Annotated in this window: 11 protein-coding genes, 1 tRNA gene and 1 pseudogene; 3 read left to right on the forward strand and 10 right to left on the reverse strand. The window is 54.2% G+C overall.

The genetic code is table 11. The features are described from left to right. Nucleotides 1-256 precede the first annotated feature (256 nt). Both MAIT1_RS07605 and MAIT1_RS07610 read left to right on the forward strand, forming a co-directional pair. A complete protein-coding gene (locus MAIT1_RS07605) occupies nt 257-670 on the forward strand; it encodes a TerB family tellurite resistance protein (protein WP_085441687.1) in 414 nt (137 codons plus the stop codon). 1 nt (nt 671) lies between these two features. Next, nucleotides 672-1649, forward strand: coding sequence for a hypothetical protein (locus MAIT1_RS07610; RefSeq protein WP_085441688.1), 978 nt, complete (start codon nt 672-674; stop codon nt 1647-1649). A 49-nt stretch (nt 1650-1698) separates the two neighbouring features. On the opposite strand, the gene MAIT1_RS07615 is transcribed toward MAIT1_RS07610, so the two are convergent. From MAIT1_RS07615 to MAIT1_RS07625, 3 genes are all read right to left on the reverse strand, one after another. Beyond that, nucleotides 1699-3861, reverse strand: a complete 2163-nt coding sequence (locus MAIT1_RS07615; protein WP_085441689.1) for a diguanylate cyclase — start codon at nt 3859-3861, stop codon at nt 1699-1701. 646 nt (nt 3862-4507) lie between these two features. Further along, complete coding sequence (locus tag MAIT1_RS07620) at nt 4508-5551, reverse strand: IS110 family RNA-guided transposase (protein WP_085441690.1); 1044 nt, start codon at nt 5549-5551, stop codon at nt 4508-4510. A gap of 323 nt (nt 5552-5874) precedes the next feature. Next, nucleotides 5875-6294 carry a pentapeptide repeat-containing protein gene (locus MAIT1_RS07625; RefSeq protein ID WP_158089375.1) on the reverse strand — a complete coding sequence of 140 codons (420 nt, stop codon included), beginning with the start codon at nt 6292-6294 and terminating at the stop codon, nt 5875-5877. A 527-nt stretch (nt 6295-6821) separates the two neighbouring features. On the opposite strand from MAIT1_RS07625, the gene MAIT1_RS07635 reads away from it, so the two are divergent. Then, nucleotides 6822-9521, forward strand: a complete 2700-nt coding sequence (locus tag MAIT1_RS07635; protein ID WP_085441692.1) for an ATP-binding protein — start codon at nt 6822-6824, stop codon at nt 9519-9521. Between the two features lie 255 nt (nt 9522-9776). Here MAIT1_RS07635 and MAIT1_RS07640 read toward each other — a convergent pair whose 3' ends face one another. The 7 genes and pseudogenes from MAIT1_RS07640 to MAIT1_RS07670 all read right to left on the reverse strand — a co-directional run bounded on the left by MAIT1_RS07640 (nt 9777) and on the right by MAIT1_RS07670 (nt 15665). Continuing rightward, on the reverse strand, nt 9777-11903 hold the full coding sequence (locus MAIT1_RS07640; protein WP_158089376.1) for a DUF5906 domain-containing protein: 2127 nt from the start codon (nt 11901-11903) through the stop codon (nt 9777-9779). A 579-nt stretch (nt 11904-12482) separates the two neighbouring features. After that, nucleotides 12483-12668: pseudogene (locus MAIT1_RS22570) on the reverse strand (tyrosine-type recombinase/integrase); the annotation flags it as partial. A gap of 55 nt (nt 12669-12723) precedes the next feature. Next, nucleotides 12724-13707: an IS3 family transposase gene (locus tag MAIT1_RS07650; protein WP_085441294.1), complete on the reverse strand. Its 984-nt coding sequence runs from the start codon at nt 13705-13707 to the stop codon at nt 12724-12726. A gap of 11 nt (nt 13708-13718) precedes the next feature. Continuing rightward, a complete protein-coding gene (locus tag MAIT1_RS07655) occupies nt 13719-14021 on the reverse strand; it encodes a transposase (protein ID WP_085440078.1) in 303 nt (100 codons plus the stop codon). 44 nt (nt 14022-14065) lie between these two features. Beyond that, a complete protein-coding gene (locus tag MAIT1_RS07660; protein ID WP_085441695.1) occupies nt 14066-14884 on the reverse strand; it encodes a tyrosine-type recombinase/integrase in 819 nt (272 codons plus the stop codon). Between the two features lie 106 nt (nt 14885-14990). Then, a tRNA-Val gene (locus MAIT1_RS07665) sits at nt 14991-15065 on the reverse strand. Between the two features lie 90 nt (nt 15066-15155). After that, a complete protein-coding gene (locus MAIT1_RS07670; protein ID WP_085441696.1) occupies nt 15156-15665 on the reverse strand; it encodes a type III secretion system chaperone family protein in 510 nt (169 codons plus the stop codon). Nucleotides 15666-15740: the final 75 nt, after the last annotated feature.

A 15740-nucleotide genomic window follows, 5' to 3' on the forward strand; every position in this document is an offset into this window, starting at 1 on the left:
TGGCCCTCTTTGCGTTTAACACGCCGAAGCGGCGCCTGCGTGATGCTTTGAAGGCATTGCGACAGTTCTCCGACGCGTAGGAGTCATGTGTGCGACAGCGCCGATTTTCTCTTCACACAGCAGACATTTGCCGGGATGAAGCTGGCGTCTATACGCCGGTTGTGATGGAATAGAGTTGTCGATGCTGATGTAACGGATTGGTGATGGGGGATCTGAATCAGATTATCCCGCGAGGCTCACAAGGGAGTGCGCTGATATGTTTATCGACCTGCTAACCCCTGAGCAGACGCGTATGCTGCAGGCGCTGTTAATTCATCTGGCGCGGGTGGATGAGTTGGTGGATAACAACGAGGCTGCGGTGCTGGAGCGGATCGCACACGAAACCGGCGTGCCGCTGCATGAGGCGCCGGGTTACGCCCCCCCTTGGCCAGAGTTGGAAGGACTGTTTCCCCAGCGTCGCGAAGCGCTGGTGCTGATATTGGAACTGCTCGGGTTGGCGTATGCCGATGGAAATTATCACCCGGATGAGAAGGCTCTGATTCAGGAGATTGCCGAACGATTGCAGATCCACCAAGTGGATCTGGCGCTGTTGGAGAACTGGACCACACGGCAGATGGATCTGTATGGTGAAATCCTGGAGATGTTGGGTGGGATGAGCCAGGAGGAGTAGCATGTTTCCCGCACGCTTGATCGCTGGCGCCTTTCTGACCAGCGCGGCGCTGTCCCGTCAGGGGCGTACCGATGCGATGTTCAAACGCGCCAAAGAGGAGGAGGCGCTGTCCGTCTCCTTCTATCAGGAATCCCGCAACGATCTGAAAACCGCCAGTCAGGACGCTGTCACGGCGTTACGTGAGTTGGGAGAAACCCGCCTGAAAATGGTGGGTGAGTCGCTGTGCCGCACGGCGGAGCGGATTCTCTCCGAGCCACAGCTTACCGCCGCGCTCACGCCCGCGCAGCATGAGCATCTGGTTACTGTGCGCGAGACCGGGCGACAGGCGCGCACGCTGCTCAGTTATGGTCAGGCGGCCAGCCCCTGCATGTTGGTGGGGGTGGGGGCATTCGGTATCGCCAATCTGGTTAAGCCTGCAGCGGGCGAGACCTTTATGGATTGGATGCGACAGCGGGTGGAGGAGAGCTGCGCCATTCGCTTCCTGATCAGCGAAGAGCCCTGCGCCACCAATCTGCCCAAGCCCAGCGGCGGCTTTTTGGGCGTCGATTGCGAGCAGCTCACCGCCAGCTTCATGCGCAACACGCTTTCGCGCGAGAAGATGGCCGAGCGTAAAATGGAAAACGCGCACAAGAACCGCGAAATGACCAAACGTGCGGTCTCCTCCATGGACAAGCAGGCGCAACTGTTCAGCGGTTTTGCCCAGGTGGCCAACAGCTATCGGGAGCACATGGAGCGCACCGACCGCGACAATGGGATTCTGATGCGCCGATTGACGCCAACGCGCATCGCCACGGGGGATTGGTCGCCGCAACTGCTCACCTGGTGTCTGGATGCGCTGGAGCTGCTCGATGAGTTGTCACAGCGGCCCTTGGTCACCGCCGATGGCGGCTTTCATATCGAAGTGCGCCCCATGCTGGCGCGCGGGCGTGCGTTGAGTAAAGAGATGAGCGCGCCGCAGACCTCGGACGCGTCCGCCTAGGGGGATGTCGACGCGAGTTGGCGCTCCGACGCTGACTGCTTGTTACGACTTACTGCACGCCGTCGGAGGCCGCCACGCAACAGCGATTGCGCCCAGTCGCTTTGGCGGTGTAGAGCGCCTGGTCGGCCTGTTTGACCAGTTGCTGCACGCTTTTGGCGTTGGCTTCCCATAGCGCGGTGACGCCGATGCTGATGGTGACCGGACGGGTGCAGTGCGGCGACAGATCCAAGTTGGCGATGGCATCGCGCATCTTTTCGCCCAGCGCCTTGGCGCCCGCCAGATCCGTTGACGGCAGAATCGCCACAAACTCCTCGCCGCCAAACCGGCCCAGAATATCGATCTCCCGCGCAGTTTCCCGCAACGCTTCGGCCACCGCCACCAGCACCACATCCCCCTCCGGATGGCCGAAATCATCATTGATCTTCTTGAAGTGATCTACGTCCATCACCAGCAAGCCGATATTGTGGTGATGGCGCAGCGCTTTCTTTACTTCGCGATCAAGGAACTCATTGAGTTGGCGACGGTTATACAGTCCGGTGAGGCTGTCGATGGTGGAGAGCCGCTCCATCTCCTCATTGGCCAGGGCGTTCTCCAGCATGATGGAGATCTGGTCGGCCATGTGGGAGAGAACTTCGATGTCCTCTTGAGCAAACCCATTGATGGAGCCCAGGGTGATCATGCCCAGCGCGCTCTCTTTGGAGAGCATGGGCAGCATCAACAGCTCCTTGGGACAGCTCTTCCACAGGCCGAAATCCACTGTTAGCGCGCACTCATTGGGTAGGGTGCGGATGTGGCGCGGCTTACGGTCGGCAATCACCTGAGCAGGGAGACTCTCGCCCAGCCCCACTGCGGACATGCTCTTGGCGCTCACACCGTGGAAAACGTAGGGGCGCACCTGCTGGCTCTTCTCGTCATACAGGAAAATGCCGCCGATCTGGCATTCACTCAGCTCCACCACGCGATCCAACGCCTTCTGCAGCAGCGCTTTGGGGTTGAGTGTGGTGATCAGCAGCGAGGTGAGTTCGTGGAACTTGCGGATCTTTTCCAGATGCTGCAGGGAGGCGGTATTGCGGATCACCTCGGCGCGCAGCGCCTCGCCGCGCTCGGCCAGCTGCTTCTCCGCGCTGATGCGCTCATTCACCTCCACGGTAAGTTTCTTCTCCGAGGCGGAGATGCGGCGGTTGATCTTGATGATGTAGGAGAGCAGCCAGATCAAGAAGGTGAGGAACACGGTGAAACCGGTGATCCAACGCCAATATTCGGTCATCAACCGCTTCAGAGAGGGTTTGCCGAAGTCGCGGAACGGGCCGATGCGCAAATCCTGCATCAGGCTGCGCACAGGTTGGTAGTTCAACGGCACAGTCCAGCCGGCATTCTTGCCAAACTTGGCGGCGTAGGAGTCCGGCTGCATCTCCAACAGCGCCACGGTGACCTCTTGAGAGATCTTGTCCGGGGTGTGGTCCAGTTTGGCGAAGGGCCATTCGGGCATGAGAACGGTGCTGACTTTATACGGGAACTCCTGAATCTTCTCGCCATAGCCGGAGCCGATGACTTTGAAGTCGTCGATGTTGATTTTGCCTTCGGCGTGCATGCGCTCCAGGGTGTCGGTGCGCACTGTGCCCGCATCCACATCGCCGCGCCCCACCGCCAGCACCACGGAGTCGTGCTTGCTGCGGAAAATCAGTCGTTTGAAGTCTGTATAGGGGTCAATGCCGTATTTGGTCAACTCGTGCCACGCCACCTGGAAACCGCCCAGAGAATTCTCCTTCACCGCCATGAAGGCGTTGATCTTCTTCAAGTCGGCGATGGTGTGGATATCGCTGCGGTTGGCTTTGGTGAAGATAACGCCGCCGAACACGGTCAGCGCGCGACCATCGGGACCCAGGTTCTTGAGCGTGGCCAGACGGCTGACGCCAAACAGGGTCTCCATCTCCACATACATGGAGGGGTTGGTGATCAGAAAGTCGATTTCACCGGCTGAGACCTTGGGGGTGACCTCATCGAATCCCAGTGGGATCAACTCAAAAGTCGCATGTGGAATTTTCTCAGTGAGGTAGTCAGCGGTGGGTTTCCACTGGGTGAGGGCTTGATTGACCCCGCGTTTGGCCAGCACGCCGATGCGATAGGATGTGGTTTCGCTCCAGCCTGGTTGCGGCAGAGTGAATCCGATCAGAAGCAGACAGAGCAGAAGTATGTGATGGTGGCGGCGCACGCGCTTGCCCTTCCGTAGAGACTTACAAATCGTGATGCATCAAATAACAACAACTTAGAATAGCGCGTTTAGCCATGTGGCAAAATGGGCGCTGATTGTGTCAGCTAAGAAAGTTGAAGGTGTGAACAAAAGGTGAGAGTTTTGCGCGCGCGCTGAAATCTGGCGCATATAGTCGCTAGCATTCAAAAGTGAACATATGGGCGCTGGAAGATATCGAGGGCTTCGCCCTCGAGCTCCCCAAGATCAACAACCACACCGTGATTCGGGCCATCCATGGCCCTCACCCTTCGGGCTCGCTGCGCGAGTCCGATTCGGCAATCCTGCCGAATCGTGGGCTCCGCCCATGTATGGTCCGCTCCGCCACGGCAAGAGAAAATGTCCACTGATGTGTGAGGCTTAGTCGCGCCCATGTATCCGGCCTGTTGATGAGGGGCTTGTCGCCCTCTGGCCCTGATGGAATTTGCGCGTGGCCCTCCTCAACACACCCTCGGCCTCTATGGGCCCTTGGGCGAAACAGGTTCTTGACCACGCAGGGCTATGCCGTTTCACGCCATCAATCTCGACTCTCTCTCGCAACCTGGCTGGTGGGATCTCTTTCTCTTTCCTTATCGGCCTGTTTTTCTTTTAGAGTTGTATTGCGCTCTCTCTACACAGCGGCGCTGGCCCCATAGGCCTCCTGCTTCACCAGCATCGCCCACGCGCTGCGCGCCATGCGGTTGGCCAGCGCCACCACTGCTCTATTTGCGCCGCGACGTTCCGACACCGACACTGCCCACTGGCTGCGGCGATCCGGCTTGTTTTCACACACGCGCAACGCCGCCCGCGCCCCATGAATCAACAGGGTGCGAAGATAACCGTTTCCCCGCTTGCTGATCCCCGTCAGCCACGCCTTGCCCCCTGTGGAGTGCTGATTCGGAACCAACCCTATCCATGCCGACAGCTCCCGGCCATTCTTAAACGCCCGCACATCCCCCACCGACGCCAACAGCGCCGTCGCCGTGATCGGTCCCACTCCCGGGATCGTCATCAGCAATCGACACTGCGGCTCCGCCTTGGCCAGCGCCTCAATCTCACGCTCATATTTGCCGATGCGCTCATCCAAATGCGCCAGCTCATCGCGCTCATCCTCCAGAATTACGCGAAAATTGGCGCTCATTTCCGAGCTCTCATCACTCAAAATCAGCACAATCGCCCGCCGCGCCTGCTTGATGCTCTTGGGAAAGACAATCCCATACTCGGCAAGCAGTCCGCGAATCTGGTTCACCAACGCCGTGCGGTTCTTCACCGCCAGACTGCGCACCCGATGCAACGCTAGAATTTCTTGCTGGGCAACGCTTTTGATCCCCACAAAACGCATATTCGGACGCTGTACCGCTTCGCAAATCGCCTCTGCATCCACGCTGTCGTTCTTGTGCCGCTTCACGTAGGGCTTCACATATTGCGGCGCCATCAAACGCACATCATGCCCATATCCCTGAAATTTCCGCGCCCAATGGTGGGCGCCGCTACTGGCTTCCATCCCCACCAGGCGCGGCGGCAGTTGCGCCATGTACTCCAGGAGCTCGTCTCGTTTCAGTCGCTTCTTGAGAACGCTTTTGCCGCGCGCATCCACGCCATGCAACTGAAACACGCTCTTGCCCAGATCAATCCCCAGTACCCGTACCTGTCCGTTTTCGATATGATTGCTCATGGTCCGCTCCGACTCCGTTTAGATGGAAAAACACACCACCATCTTGGCCCATTGCGAGGCCGTTTGGGTAGCGGAGCGGACCATTCCATTACACACCCGCTTAAGGGTCACAGACCCTATGACGATTTGGCAGGATTGCCAAATCGGACTCGCGCAGCGAGCCCGCAGGGTGAGGGCCATGGATGGCCCGAATCAATCCCGACAAATTTCCTCTGGAAATTTGTCTCATAGTCAGCGCAAGCTGAACCAACGTCAAGCAAACATTGAGATCTTTGGATTTGTGTCATTCTGGATTCAAGCGACTATAGGAAATCATCGGCTGGTTAATCGCGACAGGGGGAAGGGATCGATATCGACTCGTGTTGCAATTTGGCCGATGGCCAAATGGTGGCGCAGTTGTATTTTACATTGCTGAGATCGGAGCGGCGGAGATCCGCTTCGGTCAGATCAGCCGATGCGAGAATGGCGGGCTTGCAATGATGTCGAATTCGTGACCCGCGCAAACTCGCGCCGGTGAGATTTGCGTAACGGAGATTGGCCCCGCGCAAACTGGCGCCGGTGAGATCCACGCCGCCCAACACGGCGTCGCGTAGATCCGCTTGATCCAGAATTGCGCCCTGTAGGGAGAGGGTGATCAGGGTTGCGCCGTAGAGGTTGACGCCGGGTAGGTTGTGCCGGTCCAGGCTGCAGCCGGAGAGGGTGGCGTAAGAGAGATTGGCATGCGCCAGATTGTCGCCTCCCACAGTGGATGGCGTTCCTGCGGTTTGTGATGCTGCGTCACGTGGCAATCAAAGGGCGCAGTCCACAGGCGACAGAGAGTAAAAAGCGGCAATAAAAAAGGCCGACGAAAATGCGTCGGCCTTTTTTAGAATGTCGGAATGGTGGGCGGTACAAGGATTGAACTTGTGACCCCTACCGTGTCAAGGTAGTGCTCCGGGTTTCACCCTCCAAGAAGCAAGCTTCTCTATCCCTGGCTGAGCTAACAAAATAGCCCAGTAAATTAAATACATACTGACACAAGACACACACGCCTGTCAAATCCAACGCTCGACCAATACCTCCAGAAAACGACTCTCAGTGAACCAGGATTGAACCAGGATTGAACCAAACCATCTGCAACTAAATCGGTGGGGTGGGGTAGGGTGGAAGGGGGGAGTCTTTACAATCAATGCATTTCACGTTCTAAAATTCTCGCCAAAATTCCTGCAAATGCCGTAAAGTGAAATGGATGGGGTGGTGTTGCATGAAGAGCAAGTGAGAGTCGTACACGATGAGTCTATTAAATGGCCGCTTTCAGAGTGGCAGCCAAATTCGGATTTTTCTCTATCTAAGCCTAGCCTTGCTGAGCTCAGATTTTCTTTTTGTCAGCTATAATTATGTTGCGGCTCAAAATGCCTTGATGGAATCTTTTTCCAAGCGAGGCAGAGAACAGAAGTCCGCTTTCCAACTCCTGTTGAATTCCACTCTGGCCAATATGCAGCAGATGGCCACATTCATTAGTTTGGATCCGAAAATTCAGCAACTGTTTTTAAAAGGTAAGCAAGCAGTTGAAGCTGAAGGGGGAGGTGCTGGTGGATCAGGAGCGGCCCGCATTCGTCAGGCATTGCTTGAAGAGGTAGGGCCGCGCTGGGAACAGATGACTGCCAAGTACGATGTGCGCCAACTCCACTTTCACCTAGGCCCTGGATCACTCAGCTTTTTGCGTGTGCATCAGCCTGACAAGTTCGGCGATCGTATGGATGGTTTGCGCTACATCATTGAGGATAGCTATAAGCGGCAGAGCACACTGACAGGATTTGAAACCGGGAGAATCTACTCTGGGCTGCGCGGTGTAGTCCCGGTGTATGCGGATGATCCTGCAAATGGTGCGCGCATTCATGTGGGTACTCTAGAGGTTGGCACCTCATTCGAGAGCATGTTCGAGATTATTGACCGCCAATTGAGTAGTGGTATCGCAGCCTTGCTCAAAAGCCAGCATGTGAATCAGGCCATGTGGGAGGAGTTTGTAAAACGACAGTTTGTATTTTCAAACTTAGGTTGCGATTGCAAGGTGGAAGCAGCCTCCCGCCCTGTAAAAGAGATTCTGCAAGCCACCATGCCCTATCTTGAAGGGGGACGGTTCAGTGATGATCATACCCACTGGGTTGAACATGCTGGCCATAACTACTCGGTCACCCACTTTCCATTGTTCGATTACATCGCACGGCGAAATCAATCTCAAACACCGGTAGGGGTGATCTTACTGTGGACTTCTGTTAATGAGGAGGTCCAAGCCTATCACAAAGCTATCCGCAGTAACCTTGCCATTGGTGCTTTTGGATTTATCATTTTGGAACTGCTGATCTGGGGGGCCATTCGCGTGGTCTCGAGTAGTTTGCATCGGCAGATTGATGAACGGACCCATGAATTGGACGAGGAGGTGAAAAAACGAAAGCATCAACAATATTTTCTGCAAACCGTGATTGATGCCGTACAGGATCCCATTATGGTGATTGGCGGCGATTATCAGGTGAAGTTAATTAACAAGGTTGCTAGAGAAAGTGCTCTATGCCAATCGACAGAGGTAACCTCCTATTGCTATTCCATTTCCCACAATCAGCCTGAACCATGCAGCGGCGATGGCCACCCTTGTCCGTTGGAAATTGTGTTTAAAACGGGCAACGCTACCTCAGTGGTTCACACGCATTACGATGCCCAGGGTGAAGAGCGATTGATAGAGCTTTCCGCCTCGCCGTTAAATGATCACGACGGCGCGTTGATTGGTATTGTAGAGACGCAGCGAGATATTACAGAGCGCAGTCGTGCTGAACGGGAGTTGGTCATAGCAAAGGAGGAGGCGGAAAAAGCCAATATGGCGAAGAGTGATTTTTTGGCCAATATGAGCCATGAAATTCGCACTCCTATGAATGTTGTATTGGGAATGGGTGAGCTCCTGTTAGAAGAGGAGACGGATAGCCAAAAGCGTCACTATTTGGAGGTGGTGCAAAGCGCCAGCGAAGCCCTGCTCACAATTATCAATGACATTCTGGATTTATCCCGCATTGAAGCAGGAGAGATTAGCCTTAGTATTGAGCCTATAAGGACATCCTTAGTGGTGCGTGATGTGGTGCGTATTTTTGCACATCAGGCTGACCAGAAAGAGTTGGCGCTCAATTATGACATTTCTGAAAATGTCCCAGAATGGGCATACAGTGATCGAACTCGATTGCAGCAGATCCTGATTAACTTGGTTGGTAACGCTATGAAATTCACTGAAAAAGGTTCTGTCACTCTAGCAGTTATTGAGAAAGAAGGAGATAGGTGTCAGTTCACTGTGTCGGACACTGGTGTCGGCATTTCAGATAAGAAGCAGGCCGTCATTTTCTCCCCTTTCGTACAGGCAGACACTAGCGTTACGAGGCGTTTCGGCGGCACTGGTCTGGGTTTGGCTATCTGTAAAGCGATTGTTCAGCGAATGGATGGTTCAATCGGAGTTGACAGCAAAGAGGGCGAAGGCAGCAAGTTTTATTTTGAGATTCCCCTGGTTCGCACAGAGGCTCCTGACAGTCCTATCTTGGCTGGCAACAAGGCAGAAGAAACTCAAAAAGTCACCCGGCTGAAGCTCCTGGTCGCTGAGGACTCAGAGGATAACATTACCCTGCTGAAGGCCTATTTGAAGAATACTCCTCACCAGATTTCATTTGCCCGTACTGGAGCACAGGCTGTTGATGCCTTCAAGTCAGGAGCGTTTGATCTGGTGTTGATGGATGTGCAAATGCCGGAAATGGACGGCTATGCAGCAACTCAGGCAATTAGGCAATTGGAGCAGGAAAAAGGTCTCGCAGCCACACCGATTTTTGCCTTATCTGCTCATGTTTTAACCGAGGCCCGAGAACAGAGCCTTAAAGCTGGTTGTGATGGCCATCTGAGTAAACCGATCAAAAAGAAATTTTTGCTAGATTTTCTGGGTTCGCTGACCTCAAGTTCTTGAATAATAGTCTCGATTCATGGGTTGGAGGTAGCTCAGTTGGCTCTGCTCAATTCCAAAGGAAGCCACCCATCCCCTCTACTAGGCAGCGTTCCAGGTGACTGGAAGTCGTTAAGTTTGGGGATGGTCACAGTGGTCATAGTGGTCACAGTGAAATTGAGATTCAGATGAGAACAGCAGGGGCCCAGTCACCCACACCCCCACCGTTTCATCTCTGGATCATAAATCTTCTATGACCACCCTGACCACCCTGACCACCTACACAGCATTCCAGTCGATAGGCGCGCCTCCCATAGCCAACTCAAATGCATAGCGGCACTCATCCAGGACTGGAAGGGTATAGTGCTGTTTGCGTTTGGAATTGTTTGTACGGGGTCGCGTCTTCGTCATGCCAGGGCAGAGCTGGTTGAGTGTCTTCCCAACCTCAGCGGGACTCGGTGTGCGCGTAATCCCATGCTCCTGGCAAAACTGCTTCAGCAAGATACGCAGCTCGTCCGTAGCAATGGAAACTGGTTCGTCATCCCAGGGTAATTCTTCGCCAACCTCTTCGCCCGGAAGAAATCCGTCTGCCAGCAGCTGTTGCCAGAACCGCTGAAGTGGGCTCATCGATAAATCCTTCTGGAATTTCAGCGCATCCGTTTGAGGCACCTGCCGCAAGTTGACTCCTTCCAGAGGCCACTCAAGCAGGAATCCTAGCAAAGCCTCAATTCCACCGTTCATCATTGCTTCATCAAGCGCACCAAAATATTCGTGATCTTGCTTCATGCTGTCAGAGACCTCCAAGCAGAAGAAGCGGCGCTCATCAATTCCAGCAGGAACAGCCCATGCGTTGTTGGTCGCCATGATGAGGTGTATGTGATTCTGGATGGCGAACGAGTTCACCCCCTTGGGCTCAATCATCAACTGGTCCTCAGTGATCAAAGCTTTCAGCGGCCCCTCCTCCTTGACGTTGCCTCCCCAAAAAGCCTCATCTGCAAACACCATCAAGGCGTCCTTCAGATGCGAGTTGAAGTTGCCCGTTAAGTGCCGTGGCTGAACAAGCTGGCGATAGTGCCCCCCAAACAGAGATCCGAAGTGCTTGGCGAACATTCCCTTGCCTGTGCCTCGTCCTCCTAGTAGCACGACAGCAACACCAGGGCGCTTGCCTGGATTCTGAACAGCATCAGCCATCCATGAGATCAGATAGTTGTAATGCACATCATTTCCGCTGCAAATCACGTTCTTGATGTGGTCCAGGAAAGGTTGGCAAGCCTCATGATTGCCTGAAGGCTCGACTGCAAATCCTCGCCAGAGATTGTAATGCTCCACTGGACATTTCTCGCTCGGATCGAAGACTACCCGCTCGTAGAAACGACGGAACGGGCTCTTAATCCAAGCATCTGCTGCCGAGATCGTTCGATTCGGATTGTGCGGATCTGGTTGAGGTTTCATGCTCGCTGTGGCGACATTGAAATCAGCCTTGCTGCTAAACGATATAGCCCCGTCTGAACCCTCGTTGATGATCACTGCTTTCCCTTCGATCATTGCGATGGCGTGCTTATCGTTCAGATCCTCTTCCCCTTTCTCCGGAACGGACCTCTGAGGAGAGCCCTGACCAGAAGTGAAGCCGCTTTCTATGGTGGCGTTAATTTCACCGTCATCCAGCCCAATGGACTTGGCGATCTTTCGCAGCTCCTCCCTGGGATCTGTATCCAGTGATGCTGATTGTTGGCCGCAGGCGTACGCCACTCGGTTGAGCGTATTGTTGCGATCTCCAGGTTGAGCGTTGCGGAGTTCATCAAAGATCGTCTGGATGCTCTCAGGCAAAGAGATTCTCTCAACCCGCTTGAGTGCAGCCTCGATTTTCGCAAGGGGGTAGGGGGGCAGGTCATCCTCCACCATCTCTACTTGAAACGGGCTGTCCGTCTTTCGATGCCATGAGCCAGGGACTCGCATGACTCGCGACAAATCACACACGCTCGGGTCGGTTCCAAATGCATTGGCCAATCGTTTCTGCACTTCCTTGAAGCTGTCCAGTGGACAATCACTCACCCGCCAGTAGACGTGGTATTTGTCTGGGCTGCTCTGGACCAGAATATGGGGAGTGGGCATGGCGTCTAAAATAGGCTCAAGTGGTGCGCCGTCCGTATCAACAAAGAGGGCAGTGACATCAGTGATGTGCTGATTGCCACGCTCTGGCCCTTCGTTGATTTGCAGGAAAATTCCAGCGCCAGCCTCGTCCAGATTGCTCAGGTCAGGCAGAAGGTTGTCCACGTTGCCCGTTACTGCCCTAGCCAGAGGGTCTCCTCCACCAGCGCCCTTTTTGTCACTGAAGGTTTGAAAGACGCAGCTTTCTTTTCCAAGAGTAGTCACAAAATCTCGGATTGCTAACTTATTGATGCTCATAATGTGTCTCCAAAAAAAAGTAGAGCAAAAGCTCAGAAAATGGTTGACAGTGTGCAGAAGCTTGGGCAAAATACGCATACTGCCAAGACTGCAACGTCATATTTTTGGCGAAGTGTCACTGCCTTGACGGTTCCTCCTCCTTCCTGTGGCAGATTCCTTTCCTGTTTGGGCGCAAAATTCAGCCCGATGAAACTGTCATCCCTCCTTTCTCGTCTCCTGTGAATTCCTGCGCTGAGTTTGGCGGCATAAATTGCTCACAATATCAATAACTAACAGCGAAAGTCTGATTGCGTGTAGTGCTGGCAGGGGTTGACGAGTATTCTGGCGCAGCAATGAAAATGTCATTGGCCGCCCTTCCCGCAGAAAGCGCACTTCACGCATCTAGTATATGCAAGCACGTTGTGTGCCATGTTTTTTCGTTAGGTGTTATTCGGGTGCTTGTCCAGTTCATTGTAAGGTAGGAAGCGAGGTGTGGAAGAGGGGGTGACCTTTCTGGGAGAGATAGTCAGGAAAGGCGCAGCAATCAAGGCTTTGTGATTGATTTGATGGTCAAAACCCCAATGCGCTGCGCCATTCCAATCAACCGATCATTTCAACAAGGTTCTCGGCTTTCAGGTGGGTGTAGCGCATCAGCATCTTGATGTCCCTGTGGCCTGTGATTGTTGCAACCTGCATGTGATTGAGCCCCTTCTCAAAGAAGCGTGTGGTTGCCTCGTGCCTCAGATCGTGGAAGTGCAGGTTCTCAATTCCAGCTTTGTCGCATGCCTTCTTGTGTGCTGGTTCAGCGGAAACATGACAACCGTCTAAACCAAAATATCAGTTAGCTGTTCGCCTTTTCAGCCATTTTTTGGGATGGCTGAAAAGACTGCTTTTGGTGCGTCGTCCGACGCCGTTCTCTGGCCGCCTCAAGCTTTTGATCTCGTTCGGCCAGGATCTGCACATGCCGCCCTTCCAGGCGATCCTGTGGGGTGACGTAGTCGATGGCGCTATGGAGCCGCCGGGTGTTGTAATGCTCGACGTACTTTCCCACAACCCGCTGGGCATCTTCCAGCGATAATGGCGTCTGAGGCCGAATGCACTCACGCTTCAAACTACCGTGAAAACGCTCCAGCTTTCCGTTGCTCTGCGGATAGTAAGGCGAAGTCCTCACATGCGTCATGCCGGATTCCCGGATGAACGCCTTAAAATCGTTGGCAACGAACTGCGGCCCATTGTCTGAGATCAGCCGCGGCTTAGCTTCCGGATAGGCCTCCTGAGCTCGGAGCAGGACCACTTCAACCTCATCTTCCTTCATCGACTCACGAATCTCCCAGTGGAGGATAAACCTGCTACATCCATCCAGGACACTGCACAGATAGTAGAACGTCCCCTGGATATTCAGATAGGAGATGTCCACATGCCAGTGTTTATGCGGCTCCGAAGGCTGTTTGAACCCTGTGCCCTTCTGCGAGGGCGGTGGGCTCCAACGACGCATCAGCCCGGCAGTTCTGAGCACACGCAGCACTGAAGAGGGGCTGACCGCCACCACGCCTGCATCCAGCATCATGTAGGTCAGGCGCCGATAGCCCTCTGACGGATGTTCATGGAAAAAGGCGACAATCGCTTCCCTTTCCCAATCGTCCAGCCAAAAATCTCGGGGAATACGGCCATTGTGGTCGTTAACCATTCCATAGCGCTTGCGCCATGAATAGAACTTGCCCCTTTGCACGCCTATCCAGTTGATAATTCGGCTCGTGTCGATTTCGCTCTTGTCTGACCAAAACGCCACGAAATCCACCACCGAATCCCGTATGTCCGGCTCCACCCAGCAGCCGTTCAGCTCACCCCAAGACTTTTTTTTAGCGCAACATGCGCCTCAAGAAGCTCGGACATAACTTCATTTTTGGTTGCCAACTTCGCTTCTAGTTCGGCAATCTGTCGGTCACAAGCCTTTTGGCCGCGTTTGTCAGACAAGGCCGCTTCGCCGTTCTCAAACAAAGCCTTTTGCCAGCGATAGTACTGGCTGGGCTGAATGCCCGCCTCGTCACACAGATCCGAGAGAACCACCTTCTCGACCAGGTGACGGCGCACATAGCCTACCTTCTGCTCAGCCGTAAATCTCCGCTTCTTCCGTTCCATACAAACCTCCGCTTATTATCTACACATTATAAACGGCTTGTTTGTCATTTTCCAACTGAACCGAAACACTTGAACGCATGGCTCACGCCCCCTGGCTGGATGGTGAATATCCTCCCGGCGATGGCTGGGCTCTTCTCCTGGCGGTGCTTCAAGATCTCAATGGCTGTAGAGGAGAGGGGGATAGTGCGTGGAATAGCGGTCTTCGTCTCTGGGATATGCAGCGTGCGTTTCTTCCAGTCGATATCACGCCAATCCATCTTAGTGATCTCCTCACGTCGCATGGCTGTCTCCACTGCAAGGAGAACGATCTCTCGTACAGGACCGCGCTTTGGAAGGCAATCAATCAAAGCTTCCAGTTCTCCAGGCTCCAGTCGTCTGTCACGTCCTTTGGAGGGTTCTGGTAATCGTACCTGTTCAACTGGATTTCCCTTGGGCAGCGTGATTCCCCATTCACTCATAGCCAGCTTGAAAATGCGTCGTAAAATACTGAGCTCATCCCGCACAGACTGCTTGCTGACGACTTCTAACCGAGCTTCTCGGTATCGTGTGACAAGGTGTGGCGTGATTTGGTCCAGTGTTCGATTGCTAAAGTATCGTACAAAATGCTGGAGTCGGTAAGCCTGAACAGAGCCGGATTTCTTGGAGGGAAGGATCTCTTGCGTGTAGCGTTCAGCCACTTGTGAGAATGGCGTTGTCTTCGCTGAGGAGATATCCAAAAACAGACCGCGCTCAAGCTCAGACTCAATCTTTCGAGCCCATGCCTCTGCGTCAGTGCGTTTCAGGAATGTTTGGGAGAGTGGTGGCTGACCCTTGCGACGGATCAGAACTCGATACTTGCCGGTACGTTTGCTGATAGAAGCCATCCTGCCCTGCTCCTCTTAGTGAACCAAGAGTGAACCAAGGACTATTTGTTTCTAGCCAGGACAGGATATGATTGCTTCTAAGCTACTGAGATTTCAGTAGAAAGAATGGTGGGCGGTACAAGGATTGAACTTGTGACCCCTACCGTGTCAAGGTAGTGCTCTCCCGCTGAGCTAACCGCCCATACTCACAAGGACGCACATCATGCCGTTAAAGCGGATGTGGGTCAAGGATTTTTTGACGCGCCGATGACGTTCCCATCGCAAGCGGACATTACGCTTCGCCTTCGGTGTCCACCATGGCTGCGGCGATGGCGTCCGCCGGGCTCTTGCCGCCCCAGATCACCCACTGAAAACAGGGGTAGAAACGCTCGCACTCCTGATACAGGGAGGCGAAGATGTCATCCACCTGCTCGTCGCTCAACTCCGCCCCGCGCATGGGCATCACCAAGCGAAACACCGGCGTGGACTCCTCGCCCCAGATCTCAAAATGCCCGATCCAGATGCGCTCGTTGATCAAGGTGATGGTCTGCGCCACGGTGTTGGTGAAACGGGTGGGGATCTTCAGGTTCAAATAGGCGTTGAACTGCAGAAACTCGGTGTCTTCGTGGAAGATCACCCACAGTCGATAGCCGCCCCAGTTGCCGAGGATTTCGCCCCACAGTTCGTTGTCATTGGGGCGCTCCACCTGCCAATCCTGGTCGATGCAATACTCCTCCACAAGGCTGATGGGATTCTCCAGCCAGGAGGGTTCGGTGGGGGTACGGTCGTGGAATCGGCTCATACTGGACAGTAACGCGGCGTGCAGTTGGGAGGATCGTTAATACTATCCCCGCACGCAAAGAGGAAGCAAGTGTTG

Origin of the sequence: Magnetofaba australis IT-1, from assembly GCF_002109495.1 — a bacterium.
Lineage (GTDB): Bacteria > Pseudomonadota > Magnetococcia > Magnetococcales > Magnetococcaceae > Magnetofaba > Magnetofaba australis.